General features: G+C 38.8%; 15 protein-coding genes. 10 read left to right on the top strand and 5 right to left on the bottom strand.

The window, feature by feature from the left end; genetic code table 11:
* Positions 1–58: 58 nt before the first annotated feature.
* On the top strand, positions 59–592 hold the full coding sequence (locus FFU37_RS10685) for a thioesterase family protein (protein WP_138489458.1): 534 nt from the start codon (positions 59–61) through the stop codon (positions 590–592).
* An 80-nt stretch (positions 593–672) separates the two neighbouring features.
* On the opposite strand, the gene FFU37_RS10680 is transcribed toward FFU37_RS10685, so the two are convergent.
* Both FFU37_RS10680 and olsF read right to left on the bottom strand, forming a co-directional pair.
* On the bottom strand, positions 673–1,326 hold the full coding sequence (locus tag FFU37_RS10680) for an OmpW/AlkL family protein (RefSeq protein WP_039487096.1): 654 nt from the start codon (positions 1,324–1,326) through the stop codon (positions 673–675).
* A 411-nt stretch (positions 1,327–1,737) separates the two neighbouring features.
* Positions 1,738–3,444, bottom strand: coding sequence for a bifunctional ornithine lipid synthase OlsF (olsF, locus tag FFU37_RS10675; RefSeq protein ID WP_002958219.1), 1,707 nt, complete (start codon positions 3,442–3,444; stop codon positions 1,738–1,740).
* A gap of 129 nt (positions 3,445–3,573) precedes the next feature.
* On the opposite strand from olsF, the gene FFU37_RS10670 reads away from it, so the two are divergent.
* Together FFU37_RS10670 and FFU37_RS20290 are read left to right on the top strand one after the other, a co-directional pair.
* Positions 3,574–4,494, top strand: coding sequence for a 2-hydroxyacid dehydrogenase (locus FFU37_RS10670; RefSeq protein ID WP_138489457.1), 921 nt, complete (start codon positions 3,574–3,576; stop codon positions 4,492–4,494).
* 96 nt (positions 4,495–4,590) lie between these two features.
* On the top strand, positions 4,591–4,737 hold the full coding sequence (locus FFU37_RS20290) for a hypothetical protein (protein WP_002958221.1): 147 nt from the start codon (positions 4,591–4,593) through the stop codon (positions 4,735–4,737).
* A 194-nt stretch (positions 4,738–4,931) separates the two neighbouring features.
* On the opposite strand, the gene FFU37_RS10665 is transcribed toward FFU37_RS20290, so the two are convergent.
* Complete coding sequence (locus FFU37_RS10665) at positions 4,932–5,177, bottom strand: hypothetical protein (RefSeq protein WP_002958222.1); 246 nt, start codon at positions 5,175–5,177, stop codon at positions 4,932–4,934.
* Positions 5,178–5,283: 106 nt separating this feature from the next.
* On the bottom strand, positions 5,284–5,727 hold the full coding sequence (locus FFU37_RS10660) for a hypothetical protein (protein ID WP_024603734.1): 444 nt from the start codon (positions 5,725–5,727) through the stop codon (positions 5,284–5,286).
* Between the two features lie 113 nt (positions 5,728–5,840).
* Here FFU37_RS10660 and FFU37_RS10655 point away from each other — a divergent pair, with 113 nt between their 5' ends.
* Positions 5,841–6,224, top strand: coding sequence for a response regulator (locus FFU37_RS10655; protein WP_002958224.1), 384 nt, complete (start codon positions 5,841–5,843; stop codon positions 6,222–6,224).
* A gap of 108 nt (positions 6,225–6,332) precedes the next feature.
* Here the strand turns inward: FFU37_RS10655 and rpsT are convergent, their stop codons facing one another.
* Complete coding sequence (gene rpsT / locus FFU37_RS10650; protein WP_002958225.1) at positions 6,333–6,593, bottom strand: 30S ribosomal protein S20; 261 nt, start codon at positions 6,591–6,593, stop codon at positions 6,333–6,335.
* Between the two features lie 295 nt (positions 6,594–6,888).
* Here rpsT and murJ point away from each other — a divergent pair, with 295 nt between their 5' ends.
* The 6 genes from murJ to ispH all read left to right on the top strand — a co-directional run bounded on the left by murJ (position 6,889) and on the right by ispH (position 14,175).
* Positions 6,889–8,427, top strand: a complete 1,539-nt coding sequence (gene murJ / locus FFU37_RS10645) for a murein biosynthesis integral membrane protein MurJ (protein ID WP_039487232.1) — start codon at positions 6,889–6,891, stop codon at positions 8,425–8,427.
* Between the two features lie 84 nt (positions 8,428–8,511).
* On the top strand, positions 8,512–9,462 hold the full coding sequence (gene ribF / locus FFU37_RS10640) for a bifunctional riboflavin kinase/FAD synthetase (protein ID WP_138489456.1): 951 nt from the start codon (positions 8,512–8,514) through the stop codon (positions 9,460–9,462).
* Between the two features lie 5 nt (positions 9,463–9,467).
* Positions 9,468–12,296 carry an isoleucine--tRNA ligase gene (gene ileS / locus FFU37_RS10635; RefSeq protein ID WP_138489455.1) on the top strand — a complete coding sequence of 943 codons (2,829 nt, stop codon included), beginning with the start codon at positions 9,468–9,470 and terminating at the stop codon, positions 12,294–12,296.
* Between the two features lie 12 nt (positions 12,297–12,308).
* Positions 12,309–12,809, top strand: a complete 501-nt coding sequence (gene lspA / locus FFU37_RS10630) for a signal peptidase II (protein ID WP_002958230.1) — start codon at positions 12,309–12,311, stop codon at positions 12,807–12,809.
* The gene (fkpB, locus tag FFU37_RS10625) at positions 12,806–13,246 is read left to right on the top strand and encodes an FKBP-type peptidyl-prolyl cis-trans isomerase (protein ID WP_002958231.1); all 441 of its coding nucleotides are present in this window, start codon (positions 12,806–12,808) and stop codon (positions 13,244–13,246) included. The genes lspA and fkpB overlap by 4 nt, the downstream gene beginning before the upstream one ends.
* Positions 13,246–14,175 carry a 4-hydroxy-3-methylbut-2-enyl diphosphate reductase gene (gene ispH, locus FFU37_RS10620; protein WP_138489454.1) on the top strand — a complete coding sequence of 310 codons (930 nt, stop codon included), beginning with the start codon at positions 13,246–13,248 and terminating at the stop codon, positions 14,173–14,175. Before fkpB ends, ispH begins: the two co-directional genes overlap by 1 nt.
* Positions 14,176–14,198: the final 23 nt, after the last annotated feature.

Raw genomic sequence — 14,198 nt, 5'->3', positions numbered from 1 at the left:
TCGTCTTCGCAAGGGGCTATGCTACACTCGAATAAATTAAACTGGTAAGACCTTTTTTGTGAACTTATATATTCGACTTTTATTATTATTTTTCAAAATTAAACGCAATAAGCAATATCAAAATCTACTTGATACAGTAGATATTGATTACAAAGCTTTGCCGACTGATTGTGATATTAATCTACATTTAACGAACTCACGCTATCTTGCGATGATGGATTTATCTCGCACGTGGATGACGGAGCGTGTTGGCTTACTAAAGCAAATAATGAAGCGTCGTTGGTTTCCGATTGTTAACGCAACTGCTATTACTTATATCCGCGATATTAAACCTATGCAGCGATATACAATAAGTACTAAGTTAGTTGGCTGGGATCATAAATACTTTTATATTGAGCAAAAGTTTCATTCAGAGCGAGGCTTACATGCTATTGCTTATGTACGCGGTGTATTTAAAAGTAAAAAGGGTATTATAAGTATTGAAGAAATGCTTGAAGTTGCTGGTTTTGATGGGCAAACACCTATATTGCCAAGTGAAGTAATGCACTGGAAAGAAATGTTAGAGCAGAAAAAGTTAAGTAACCAGCCCTAATCTCTACAAATGAAAAAAAGGCCTTTTGGCCTTTTAACACACATTGTAATTGGGTAGCTATGTACTACTTTATATTTGCTTTAAAAACTGTACCTAACACCAAACATAGCCACAACAGGGTCAAGCTCAACAGTTGATGTAAGCGCTTTTGCACCATTAGCATAAACAGTGGCATCGGTATCAATATCCATAATTGATACCATAGCGTGTAAACCCCAGTTTTTATCAATTTTATAGTTAGCACCTACCTGAGCCATAAAGCCAAACGAATCATCTAACTTTACTTCTACATCGTCTGTTCCTAGTGTTGCTTTAAGTGCTTGAGAGGGTTGCTCATCAAAAAATGCAGTGTAGTTTATGCCTACGCCTATAAAAGGTCTTAGCGCATAGCTTGTATCTAAAAAGTGGTATTGTGCAACCAATGACGGTGGAAGTTGTTTTATATCTGCAATTTTGTTGCCTGCTAAGCCGCCTGCGCCATTTACATCGTGTGAAAACGGTGTGGCTGCTATCAGCTCTAACACCCATTGATCGTTAAATGCATAATCTACGGTGATACCTAGTTGAGTATCTGAATCACCTTTAAGGCCTAGCGTAGGTGCTTCATTAATCGCTGAGCTACTATTATCAGGGTTTACGTTAATAGCGCCAACATTTACGCTAAAGTTAGCGTGTGCAGCTGGAGAGAGTGCTAATAAAGAGGTTAATAATGCGATGCTAATTTGAGTTTTCATGTTGTTCTCCAAGAACTACTGTTTGATTGGCGCTATTATTACCGAGCAATAAATATGAAAACCTGTTCTAGATCAAAGTTTAAAAAGCATTTGAAGCTTATAAAATGTTTTATTGATTTAGATTAATTTTAGTGTCGTTATGCTTTTGTAAAGATTGACATATTTATTTAATTAACAGTCACATGAATATATTAAGGCAGGCACTGCCTTGCCATAATCTCGTGTTTAACCAAGGGCCTTAATAAACAAGAAAATATCTTTTTAGCAGGGAACGAAAATAATTTAAACACCCGACACTTAAAAAAGTATTGGAAGACTTAAATGCGATTGAGTCGGTATTTATAATTAAATATAAACCGAGTACTTTATAAGGCATAAAATACTCGGTGCACTGACTTTACTTATCAATAGTTATTCCAAATAACGTTTAGCTTTGTTTTCTTTAACACTTTTAAGATCGACTAATACCAATCCATCAATACAATTATTAAAATCGGGATCAATGCTAAAGCTTAAAAATTGTACGCCGCCAGGATTGCAAAGCTCAGTATATTGTTTAAATAAAGTAGGGACTTGAGCGCCCATATTAGCTAACACATGCTTTAACTCTACAAAATCTTCTTTAACATCGTTTCCATTAAAAAGAATATTGCATTGAGTTAGCTGTTGCTCAGTTAATTTAAGCTCATTATTAGGTGTAGCTAGTTCTATGCTGCTTTTATAGTAATGTTGATAGTAATAAACGAGCATGGCTTTGGCTTGCTCAGGTAGAGCGTTGGACACGCTTACGGCCCCAAATAAATACCTATACTGTGGGTAGTTTTTTATAAAAGCACCAATACCGTACCATAAATAGTCAAGACTCTTACGTCCCCAATACTTAGGTTGTACAAAACTTCGACCAAGCTCAATTCCTTGGTGTAGATAGGGTGTCATAGCGTCGGTGTAAGAAAATAAACTATCGGTATATAAGCCTTCACGTCCATGCTTTTGTATTATCTGTTGTGCACAGGCTAATCGATAAGCACCTACTAGCTCTAGTTGCATAGGGTCCCACAGTACAAGGTGTTGGTAATCCATATCGTATTTATCTATATCACGACGCTTACCGCTTCCTTCACCTACTGCTCTAAATGCTATTTCTCTGAGGCGTCCTAGCTCTCTAAAAATAGGTGAACTACCTACATATTGATATAGATGAATGTGCATGCCATCGTGTGTTTTACCCAGAAGCTGACATTGCTCAATTGCTCTTTTTAGTTCTTTTCTACACTCAGGCACAGCAATAGGTGTTTGTGTTTTTAGCGGCAGTGTTTTTTTAGTTGTAAGCCTATAAAGCTGTTTACGTATGAGGTTTACAATTTCTTTATCTTTAAGGTTTTCTATTAAGTAGGACTCAGGAGGGATAGAAGCACCAATCTCAAACTCTAAAGATTTTTTGCGCTGCTTAAACATTTCTGTCACTAATAATAAACTTGCCAGAGGTTTATAAATCATTGATGTACCATAAAAAAGTGGACTATTTTTGGCTTTAATAAAAATAGGTAAAATGGGGCAGTTGGCTTTTTTTGCCATACGTAAAAAACCGCTATTCCATTTGCAATCCTTAATGCCGGTTGGTCCTAGGCGCGACACTTCCCCTGCAGGAAATATAAGTAAGGCACCTCCACCTTTTAAATGGTTTTGTATATTACTAAGCTCTTGCTTTTTACTCATACCAGATAAGTTATCAACAGGGAGTAAAAGAGAATGCATTGCGCTGACCGACATTAACATGCGGTTTGCGACTACTTTTAAATCTTGCCTTACTGTAGAGAGTACTTTGATAAGTGCTAAAGCATCTAATGAACCAATAGGGTGGTTAGCAACAATAACAAGTTTACCCTCGTTAGGAATATGTTCTATCTGCTTAGGTTTATAGCGCGTATCAAAATTGAGTTCATCAAGTACTTGCTCAACAAATTCTAATCCTTGTAGGTGAGGGTAGGTATTACCAAAGGTGATAAACTCTTGTTCATGCAATAAGTAACCTAAGCCCTTTTTTACTAAACCTTTTACTTTTGGAGAGTTCTCTAGTTGTGGTAAGTTTGCTGCAATTACTTTATCAACACTTATCATATTAACCTCATATTCCGTTTGGTCTATTCGCTATACATGTAAGATTAAAAAAAGGGTGTGACAGTTACTTTGCAGTAGTGTGACTTTTTAAAGTACTAAATTATAAACTGTGAATTGCTAGGAGAATTTATGTCGGTATTGGTGGCTATAACGGGGCGCAACAACGAAAAGCTAATAACGAAGTTACAAGAGCGATTACCAAATACATTGATAGAGCAATGGCCTGATTGCAAAAACGCAAATAATGTGGATTTTGTACTTGCGTGGAAAGCGCCAGAATCTATGTGGCCGCAGCTGCCTAACTTAAAAGCTGTGTCGTCATTTGGTGCTGGCGTAGACAGTATCGATTTAACATTACTCGACGAAAGTGTTGAAGTAGTACGTATTGTGGACATGCAACTAGCTGAAGATATGGCGGAATATGTACTTACACATGTCTTAGCTCAAAAATCACGCTTGAAAGAGTATTACACTAAACAAACACAGCAAACATGGAAGCCAAAACGAGCTTTTAGTAATAAACATGTTGGTATACTTGGATTTGGCGAATTAGGTAAAGCATGTGCGCAAAAACTTGTAATTAATGGCTTTAAAGTAAGTGCTTGGGCGCAAAGTAATAAAAACACGACTAATGTCGAGGTTTATTATGGCGATGAAGGACTTAGCGATATGCTTTGCAAGATTGATTATCTTGTGTGCTTATTACCTCTTACGCAGGCAACGAAGGGTATTATTAATCACTCAATGCTCGCTAAGCTACCTTCACATGCTGTTGTTATTAATGTGGCACGTGGCGCTCATGTGGTTGAGCAAGATTTATTAAATGCATTAAATAGCGATAGCTTACGCGCTGCTACCTTGGATGTTTTTGACCAAGAACCTTTAACGCAGAACCACCCTTACTGGGGAAACCCCAAAATAACACTTACACCACATTGTGCAGCGCTATCTGATTTAAATAGCGTTATAGACCAAATAGCCGATAATATTGAACGTTTGAATAAGGGCTTAGCACTCAATAATTCAGTGGATAGAACTAAAGGTTATTAGCTGATAGCTAATTAGTTTAAAAAACAGCTTGTTAACATTTGTAATTTTCATTAGTGTAAAAGATATTCTCACTAATAAAAATATAAAGAGGGTGTTATGAAATCCAGTCAAAGTGGGGCTAAATTAAGCCTCGTTGTTATTTCAATTATCGTGCTAGGTGTTTCAGCTTGGTTTAATCAGGCTAACGCTGAAGATAGCCCATCTAAAACACAAACCCAAAGTGAATTAACAATAGCAGATTAACCTAGCTTATTAGGTATTTTCAGTTTTCGTCTTTCTTCTCGTTTCACTCAACAGTACATGCACAGCACCATTATTGCAGTGGTGCTTTAGTGGCGTTTAATACTGTCCTGATCTAACGTGTTTCTAATATTTTAAAAATTAGCAATAAAAAAGCCCAGCAATGCTGGGCTATTAAATATTCTAAGGAAAAGTTGTTAACTTTGGGTTACATTAAATTGCCCAAATGTATAAACTTTAAACAAGTAAAAAGTGTTGATCAACACTAAACTCATATTTGAAATAACGCTCGACGACATAAGATCTAGGCTAAATGATAAGAACAATAAACCACATGCACTAATGGCGGCAACGCGCAGCAGTGTTATCTGGTTAATAAAGAATGCACCTAAACCTAGTGCAAGTAGTGTAGTATTTAAAAGCCAATCTAGCTCGTTTAGCATGGTCGTTTCAATAGTTCAGTTGTTGAAAAAAGGAGCGCCATTATGTTGATCTTTTGCACACCTTTCAACCAAGTAATTTTAAATTTTCAGATTAGTTTTTTTAATGCTAAAAGTAACTGCCAATTGCCGAAAACAAACCATTGTCAGCAATTACTTGATACTTTTGACAGCTCTGTGGTTTTTGTAAATCACTGCATAAATAAAGGGATTCACGGCTAGAATCATAGTTGGGGTGCAAGTTGGAATCAATTAAAGTAGCTCCGTAACCCAAAAGTCCAGGCCAGTAAACACTCTCACTTACCATCCCTAATTTTTTATAGGTGAGCAAGGTTGGTTTTGGAAAAGCTAAAATTATTACAATAACAATGGCCAGAGATATAAATAGCCCCTTTTTTGACTTTGTTTTTTGGCTAGTGCCATTGTTTATGTTTGTTTTTTCCTCTGCGGGTATAGAGCGCTGAGTAGGGCGTTGCGGCTTTCTTTTTTGCGCTGTTTTTTTTCTTGTTGGTGCTTTACCTAGCAACGACTGTTTATTTGGGGTTTTAGACATAAAGCAAATCTGGCCTTTTTTCCGTAGGTCTCTATAATTAAATGAGCAAATTTATATACTAAGCTAATTATTATGATAACTTAAAGTTAGCTTATAGCCTACGAGGAATAAAGATGAATACGCAGCTATCAATTTTAATTGTAGATGACGTTAGCACAGTGCGTAGTTTTTTGAGTCAAACGCTCATGCACTTAGGGATAGATAACGTAAAGGAAGCATCTACTGCCTCACAATGTATTAGTGAGTGCCAGGCTGCAAATTATAATATCATTTTTTTAGACATAGAACTGCCGGACGGCGATGGCAAAGATTTGATTGCACAAATCAATGAATTAAGCCCTGAGACAAATGTGGTAATGGTATCTGCGCATTCAGGTATTGAAAATGTTAAGGATGCAATTGATAAAGGCGCTAAAGGATTTGTAGTGAAGCCGTTTACACCTAAAAAAATAGCGGCAATGCTTAAGAAATTTTATCCAGACTTGGAAAATGTATGACACCAATCTGTTTAAATATTTATGTCGACTGTTATTAAAGTACGAGATTAAATCTTAGATAAAAAAAAACCGGCAAAAGCCGGTTTTTTATATTCTATCAAAAACAAATTATAGAGCTTTAATCTTAGCTGCTATACGGCTCTTATGACGAGCTGCTTTGTTTTTGTGAATTAGACCCTTAGTTGCGTAACGGTCTAGGATAGGTGTAGCAACAGAAAAAGCTTGCTGTGCAGCTTCTTTATCGCCCGCTTCAATAGCAACAATTACTTTTTTGAAGTAAGTGCGCATCATTGAACGACGGCTTGCGTTGTGCTGACGGTTTTTTTCGCTTGTGATAGCGCGTTTTTTTGCAGACTTGATGTTAGCCAAGGTTTGCTCCTAACAATCTTAAAATAAAGCTTAAATTAAAGGCCGTGGAATATGCCTGTTTCTATCATGGATGTCAATTTAAATTTAACAATCCAAGAAAAACTGCACCATATAACGAGCATCAATTTGCCGCTTTAGCAGTTAATATAGACATTGTAACAAAGCACAGACCCCCAGCCTAGTGCTTTAAAGCGATTTATAAAAAAGACTGTGGCATAATCGCCTATCTTGAGGATTTTTGAGTAGGTTTAAGGTGTCAAAAGGTTTATTTCGCTCTGGTATGATTGTTAGTTGTATGACTATGATATCGCGTATTTTAGGGCTCGTTCGAGATGCTGTCGTTGCCAATTTATTAGGCGCAAGTGCAGCGGCTGATGTTTTTTTATTTGCTAACCGTATTCCTAATTTTTTACGCCGTTTATTTGCAGAAGGTGCCTTCGCACAAGCATTCGTACCTGTGCTAAGTGAAATTAAAGAACAGCAAGGAGACGACAAAGTCAGACTTTTTGTTGCACAAGCCGCAGGCACATTAGGAACCATTTTACTAATTGTCACTATTATAGGTGTTGTTGCTTCTCCTGTTATTGCAGCATTATTTGGTACCGGTTGGTTTATAGATTGGTGGCAAGGCGGACCTAATGCCGAAAAATTTGAACTTGCAAGTTCACTACTTAAACTTACATTCCCTTATTTATTTTTTGTAAGCTTAGTTGCACTTAGTGGTGCGGTAATGAATGTGTATAACCGTTTCGCTGTTGCTGCATTTACACCAGTTTTACTTAATGTTTCTATTATTACGTGTGCAATTTTTTTACATGATAAATTTTCGGTAGGTGCTTATTCACTTGCCATAGGTGTATTTGTTGGTGGTGTAGTGCAGCTACTATTTCAATTACCGTTCTTGTATCGCGCTAAAATGTTGGCGCGTCCGCGCTGGGCATGGCAAGACGAAAACGTAAAAAAAGTACGAAAACTTATGCTACCGGCTTTGTTTGGTGTCTCTATTAGTCAAATTAATCTGTTGCTCGATACCATGATTGCGTCATTACTGATGACGGGTTCAATTGCGTGGCTTTATTATTCTGACCGCTTAATTGAATTTCCGCTGGGATTATTTGGTATTGGTATTGCGACAGTTATTTTACCTGCGCTTTCTAAACTACATAGCAGTAAAAAAAGTAGCGACTTTCAGCATACTCTCGATTGGGGAGTTCGTTTTGTTATATTTTTAGGCCTACCAGCAATGGTAGGTTTAATGATCATCAGTCCACTTATTATTACCGTGTTGTTCGACCACGGTGCATTTAAAGAAGACAGTATTGATCATGTCAAAGCTGTAAGCTTAGGCGTAGTCGCATATTCGGTCGGTCTTGTAAGCTTTATGCTAATAAAAGTACTCGCTCCTGGCTTTTATGCTCGTCAAGATACAAAAACACCGGTGCGTATTGGTATTATTACCTTAGTACTTAATATGGTGTTTAACATTATGCTGGCTCCTTTCATTGGTTATTTAGGGTTGGCACTTGCTACTTCGTTATCGGCTAGCTGCAATGCATTTTTATTATACAGACAGCTTAAAAAAGAAAATGTATACCAGTTCTCATCAATGAGTATGCGTTTTACACTTAAATGTGTTGTTGCAAGTATTGTTATGGGAGCTGTCACATGGTTTGTGAGCAGTTACTATTATTGGGCTACATGGGCCTTTACACAGCAAGTAATATTATTAGTAGCGCTAGTGGCTTTGGCAGGTATTAGCTACTTTGCAATGCTATTTGTGATGGGCGTTAGACTAAATACGATAAAAAGTGTAGCAATTACTGAATCAAACTAAAAAAAAGATTATAATCGGCAACTCTGCGGCTTTAATCATTTTTTAGCCGTAATTAATAGCTCGCTAAACAAGGCATTAGGTGGCATGGAGTTAATTAGAGGTATACACAATATTCGCCCACACCATTTTGGTTGTGTGTTAACTATTGGTAATTTTGACGGCGTTCATTTAGGTCACGCAGAAGTATTAAAAGGTTTACTTAGCGATGCTAAAGCGCATCGTTTGCCTAGCACTGTAATGCTGTTTGAACCCCAGCCACAAGAGTTTTTTGCTAAAAACAATGCCCCTGCACGGTTAACGCGCTTACGAGATAAGTTACGTTTATTGAGTGATTTAGGTATTGAGCGAGTTATTTGCATTAGCTTTAATCAGCAATTTGCAAACATGCATGCTGAGCAATTCGTTAATGAGATTTTGATTAAAAAGTTAGGTGTTAAAGCACTTACTGTTGGTGATGATTTTAAGTTTGGAAAGCAACGCCAAGGTAACTTTCACTTACTTGCTAGCATGGGTAAGCAAGCGGGCATGGATGTAAAAAGCACCGCGAGCTTTCGTCAATTAAATGCTAGAGTAAGCAGCACTTTAATACGAGATGCTTTAGCATCCGGTGACTTAGCGAGTGCTAAAATAATGCTTGGTCACGATTATGCTATTTCTGGGCGTGTTATACATGGCTGGAAAAGAGGACGTGAACTCGGTTTTAGAACGGCAAATATTGCCCTAAAACGTCAAGTGTGTCCTGTCAACGGAGTGTTTGCAGTGCAAGCAACGATTGCAGGAAAACAGATTTTTGGAGTTGCAAATGTAGGTAATAAGCCGACATTTAATGGAACTCGTGCATTATTAGAAGTTCACCTTTTTGATTTTGCACAGGATATTTACGGACAATTTATGCATGTGGAGTTAATAGAAAAACTTCGCGATGAGAAAAAATTCGAGACATTAACACAATTAACGGCGCAAATAGCAACTGATGTTGCTGCCGCTAAGCAGTGTTTTGGTTTAAATCAGGTAGCCGATAGAGACGGAATGTAGGATAAATGAGCGACTATAAACATACTTTGAACTTACCGGAAACACCGTTTCCAATGCGTGGCAATTTGGCACAACGTGAACCAAAAATGCTTAAAGCATGGTATGAGGACGACCTTTATGGTCAAATTCGCAGCGCTAAGAAAGGTAAAAAAACCTTTATTTTGCATGACGGCCCTCCGTATGCAAATGGCGATATCCATTTAGGCCACTCAGTTAATAAAATATTAAAAGATATTATTGTTAAGTCTAAAACATTATCTGACTTTGATTCACCATTAGTTCCAGGTTGGGATTGTCATGGTTTACCAATCGAGTTAATGGTTGAGAAAAAAGTAGGCAAGCCGGGTGTAAAAGTTACTGCGAGTGAGTTTCGTGAAAAATGCCGTGCATACGCTAAAAAACAAGTTGAAGGTCAAAAAGTTGATTTTAAACGTTTAGGCGTATTTGCAGATTGGGATAAGCCATATTTAACAATGAACTTTGACTTTGAAGCGAATGCAATTCGTGTGCTTGGTCGTATTATTGAAAAAGGTCATTTGCATAAAGGCGCAAAGCCTGTGCATTGGTGTACAGACTGTGGCTCTGCATTAGCAGAAGCAGAAGTTGAATACCAAGATAAGCAGTCTCCAGCAATAGATGTGCGTTTTACATTTGTTGATCAAGGTGCTGTTGTTAGTGCCTTTGATTTGGCTGATGGTCATAAAGGTGAAGGCAGTGTTGGTACTGTTATTTGGACAACAACACCGTGGACGCTTCCTGCAAACCGCGCTGTGGCTGTGCATGCCGATTTAGAGTATGCGTTAGTACAGGTTGAAGATGAAGGCGTACAACAACGTCTAATTTTAGGTTCTGAGCTTGTTAAAGATGCTATGGACCGTTTTGGTTTTAATCACTTTCACGTACTAGGGTATGTAAAAGGTGCAGCGCTTGAAAACTTGCAAGTAGCCCATCCTTTTTATGATTTTAATGTACCAGTGATTGTTGCAGAACACGTAACTACTGATTCAGGTACTGGTGTTGTACATACCGCCCCAGGCCATGGTCAAGAAGATTTCGTGGCTGGTTTAAATTATAACCTTGAAGTGGCTAACCCTGTTGGTGCAAATGGTGTTTATTTACCAGATACCGAACTTTTTGCAGGTCAGCACGTATTTAAGGCAAATGCGAGCGTAATTGAAGTATTACAAGAGCGTGGTGCGCTTATGCATCATCATGCGCTTACGCATAGTTACCCGCATTGCTGGCGTCATAAAACACCAATCATTTTCCGTGCTACACCACAATGGTTTGTAAGTATGGATCAGGCTAACTTACGTCAAGATTCTCTTGCTGAGATTAAAAACACGCAGTGGTTACCAGAGTGGGGCGAAAGCCGTATTTCTAACATGGTTGAAAGCCGCCCAGATTGGTGTATTTCTCGCCAGCGTACTTGGGGCGTTCCTATTGCATTGTTCGTTGATAAAGACACCGGTGCACTTCACCCAAATACACAAGAGCTAATTGCTCAAGCAGCAGAGCTTGTTGAAAAGTCTGGTATACAAGCATGGTACGATTTAGAACCAGCTACTTTACTTGGTGAAGAAGACGCCAAGCAATACATGAAAGTGCAAGATACGCTAGATGTATGGTTTGACTCAGGTGTGTCACACGCTTGTGTAGTAGATGCACGTGAAGACTTGGTTGGTCCAGCTGACTTATACCTTGAAGGTTCTGATCAGCACCGTGGTTGGTTTATGTCGTCAATGATGACATCAGTTGCGATTAATGGACATGCACCATATAAGCAAGTGCTTACGCATGGTTTTACCGTTGATGAAAACGGCCGTAAAATGTCTAAGTCGTTAGGCAATGTTATTTCACCACAAAATGTGATGAATAAACTAGGTGCTGACATTCTACGTTTGTGGGTGGCTTCTACCGATTACACGGCAGAAATGACTGTGTCGGATGAAATATTTAAACGCTCAGCCGATCGTTACCGCCGTATTCGTAACACTAGCCGTTACTTGCTTGCTAACCTAAATGGTTTTAATCCAGAAACAGATCAAGTAGCTGTTGATGATATGGTTGAGCTTGATAAGTGGATTGTTGGCCGCGCAGCTCAGTTGCAAGACGAGATTTTAGCCGCATACGACAGCTACCAAATGCTATTAGTAACTCAAAAGCTAATGAACTTCTGTACGGGTGAGCTTGGCTCGTTCTATTTAGATGTTATTAAAGATCGTCAATATACAGCTAAGAGTGATAGCCATGCACGTCGTTCTTGTCAAACTGCGCTTTATCATATCGCAGAAGCAATGACGCGTTGGATGGCACCTATTATGAGCTTTACCGCACAAGAAATATGGGAAGCGTTACCGGGTGAGCGTAGTGACTACGTATTTACATCAGTTTGGTACGATGGCTTACAAGCGCCAACAAATAGCCAATTTAGTAACGATGATTGGTTAGAGATTTTAACTGTACGTGACGAAGTAAACCGCTTATTAGAAGCTGCACGTAAAGAAGAAGTAATTGGTGCAACACTTCAAGCAACGGTGAATTTATTTACGGGTAAAGAGCTTGCCGCTAAATTAAACGCGCTTGGTGATGAACTGCGTTTTGTATTGTTAACATCAGCGGTGAATGTTACTGAAGTTGATAGCCAGCCTGCAGATACACAAGCTACCGAAATTGAAGGTTTGTTCATTAGCGTTGCTGCAACAGATGCTGCTAAATGTGAGCGTTGTTGGCATTACAGCGAAGATGTAGGTGTTGAGCCTGCTCATCCTGAAATTTGTGGTCGTTGTGTAAGTAATGTTGACGGCGAAGGTGAAAAGCGTCAATTCGCTTAGGAGTTATTCTTAGTGAGCAAACTAGCCCAAAAAAGTGGTTTAGTGTGGCTTTGGTTGAGTCTATTACTTTTAGTAATAGACTTTGCCAGTAAAACACTTGTTGTAGGGACTATGGCTTATCAAGAGTCTATAAACTTACTCCCTGTTTTTAGTATTACTTATGTGCATAACTATGGTGCTGCTTATAGCTTTTTAAGTGAAGCGGGTGGTTGGCAGCGTTGGTTTTTAAGTGCAATTGCCGTTGCTATTAGTGCTTTGCTTGTATGGTGGCTAAAACGCTTACCTGCTACAAATAAAGTACTATGCGGCGCTTATGCATTGGTACTTGCTGGCGCTATTGGTAATTTATACGATCGTATTGCGTATGGTTATGTAATCGACTTTATTCACGTTTTTTATAAAGACTCACATTTTCCTGTATTCAATATTGCCGATTGCGCTATTTGTATTGGCGCAGCATTATTGTTATTTGACGCCTTCACCGGCGAGAGTCCAAAGGAGCATAAAGCATGAGCCAAGCTGTAATTGGTGAAAACTCGCAAGTTATTTTTCATTTTTCTATTAAATTAGAAGATGGCTCTGCCGCTGATTCTACCAAGGTGCACAACAAACCTGCTAAATTAACAATGGGTGATGGCAGCTTAACGGCAAACTTCGAAAAGTGTTTATTAGGGCTAACTGCAGGCGAAAGTAAAACGTTTGAATTAGAACCTGAAGATGCTTTTGGTCAGCCAAACCCAGATAATATTTACTACGTTGACCGTAGTAAATTTGGTCCAGAAACACCAGCTAAGGTAGGTGCAATTATTGCGTTTACTCAACCTGATGGCACTGAGCTTCCTGGTTTAGTCCGCGAAGTGCAAGGTGAGTCGGTAACGATTGATTTTAATCACCCTTTATCTGGCCAGCGTTTAACGTTTGAAGTTGATATTATTGAGGTGGAAGGTTAATGGAAATATTACTAGCTAATCCTCGCGGCTTTTGCGCTGGTGTTGACCGTGCTATTAGTATTGTTGAGCGCGCTTTAGATATTTTTGAAAAGCCAATTTATGTTCGCCACGAAGTAGTACATAACCGCTATGTGGTTGATGGACTAAAAAGCCGTGGTGCGGTATTTGTTGAAGAGCTTGATCAAGTACCTGACGACAGTATTGTTATTTTTAGCGCACATGGCGTATCGCAAGCGGTTCGCAGCGAGGCTAAACGTCGTGATTTAAAAGTATTTGATGCAACGTGTCCGCTGGTAACTAAAGTGCATATGGAAGTTACACGTGCGAGTCGTAAAGGTATTGAGTGTATTTTAATTGGACACCATGGCCACCCTGAAGTAGAGGGAACAATGGGACAATATGATAACTCAGCCGGTGGCATTTATCTTGTTGAAACCGTTGATGATGTTGTTGCGCTTAATGTAAAAAATGCTGAAAACCTTTTTTATTGCAGCCAAACAACACTCTCAGTTGATGACACAGCAGATGTTATTGACGCACTACGCAATAAGTTTCCATCAATTGACGGACCTCGTAAAGATGACATTTGTTATGCAACGCAAAATCGTCAGGATGCTGTTCGTGACTTAGCTGACAAAGTTGATGTGCTATTAGTTGTTGGCGCTAAAAACAGCTCTAACTCTAATCGCTTACGTGAACTTGCAGATAAAATGGGCACTGTTGCTTATTTAATTGATGATGCAACTGATGTGCAAGAGCAGTGGGTTTCAGGTTCTAAATCAGTGGGTGTAACTGCGGGTGCATCTGCGCCAGAAGTACTTGTGCAACAAGTTATAAGCCGATTAAAAGATCTTGGTGGTACGCAGGTTGTTGAAAACCCAGGCGAAGAAGAGAATATCGTATTTGCTGTTCCTGTAGAGCTACGTTAATTTAAAATTTAGATTATAGGAGA

This window comes from Pseudoalteromonas distincta, assembly GCF_005877035.1.
Classification (GTDB): Bacteria; Pseudomonadota; Gammaproteobacteria; order Enterobacterales; family Alteromonadaceae; genus Pseudoalteromonas; species Pseudoalteromonas distincta.
This window is presented reverse-complemented; position numbering and strand designations above follow the sequence as displayed.

What these genes read in the sequence shown, in the direction of transcription:
- ileS (WP_138489455.1), top strand. Translation starts at nt 9,468, where the DNA reads ATGAGCGACTATAAACATACTTTGAACTTACCGGAAACACCGTTTCCA.
- FFU37_RS10655 (WP_002958224.1), top strand. Translation starts at nt 5,841, where the DNA reads ATGAATACGCAGCTATCAATTTTAATTGTAGATGACGTTAGCACAGTG.
- FFU37_RS10680 (WP_039487096.1), bottom strand. Translation starts at nt 1,326, where the DNA reads ATGAAAACTCAAATTAGCATCGCATTATTAACCTCTTTATTAGCACTC.
- FFU37_RS20290 (WP_002958221.1), top strand. Translation starts at nt 4,591, where the DNA reads ATGAAATCCAGTCAAAGTGGGGCTAAATTAAGCCTCGTTGTTATTTCA.
- FFU37_RS10660 (WP_024603734.1), bottom strand. Translation starts at nt 5,727, where the DNA reads ATGTCTAAAACCCCAAATAAACAGTCGTTGCTAGGTAAAGCACCAACA.
- olsF (WP_002958219.1), bottom strand. Translation starts at nt 3,444, where the DNA reads ATGATAAGTGTTGATAAAGTAATTGCAGCAAACTTACCACAACTAGAG.
- murJ (WP_039487232.1), top strand. Translation starts at nt 6,889, where the DNA reads ATGACTATGATATCGCGTATTTTAGGGCTCGTTCGAGATGCTGTCGTT.
- fkpB (WP_002958231.1), top strand. Translation starts at nt 12,806, where the DNA reads ATGAGCCAAGCTGTAATTGGTGAAAACTCGCAAGTTATTTTTCATTTT.
- ispH (WP_138489454.1), top strand. Translation starts at nt 13,246, where the DNA reads ATGGAAATATTACTAGCTAATCCTCGCGGCTTTTGCGCTGGTGTTGAC.
- FFU37_RS10670 (WP_138489457.1), top strand. Translation starts at nt 3,574, where the DNA reads ATGTCGGTATTGGTGGCTATAACGGGGCGCAACAACGAAAAGCTAATA.
- FFU37_RS10665 (WP_002958222.1), bottom strand. Translation starts at nt 5,177, where the DNA reads ATGCTAAACGAGCTAGATTGGCTTTTAAATACTACACTACTTGCACTA.
- ribF (WP_138489456.1), top strand. Translation starts at nt 8,512, where the DNA reads ATGGAGTTAATTAGAGGTATACACAATATTCGCCCACACCATTTTGGT.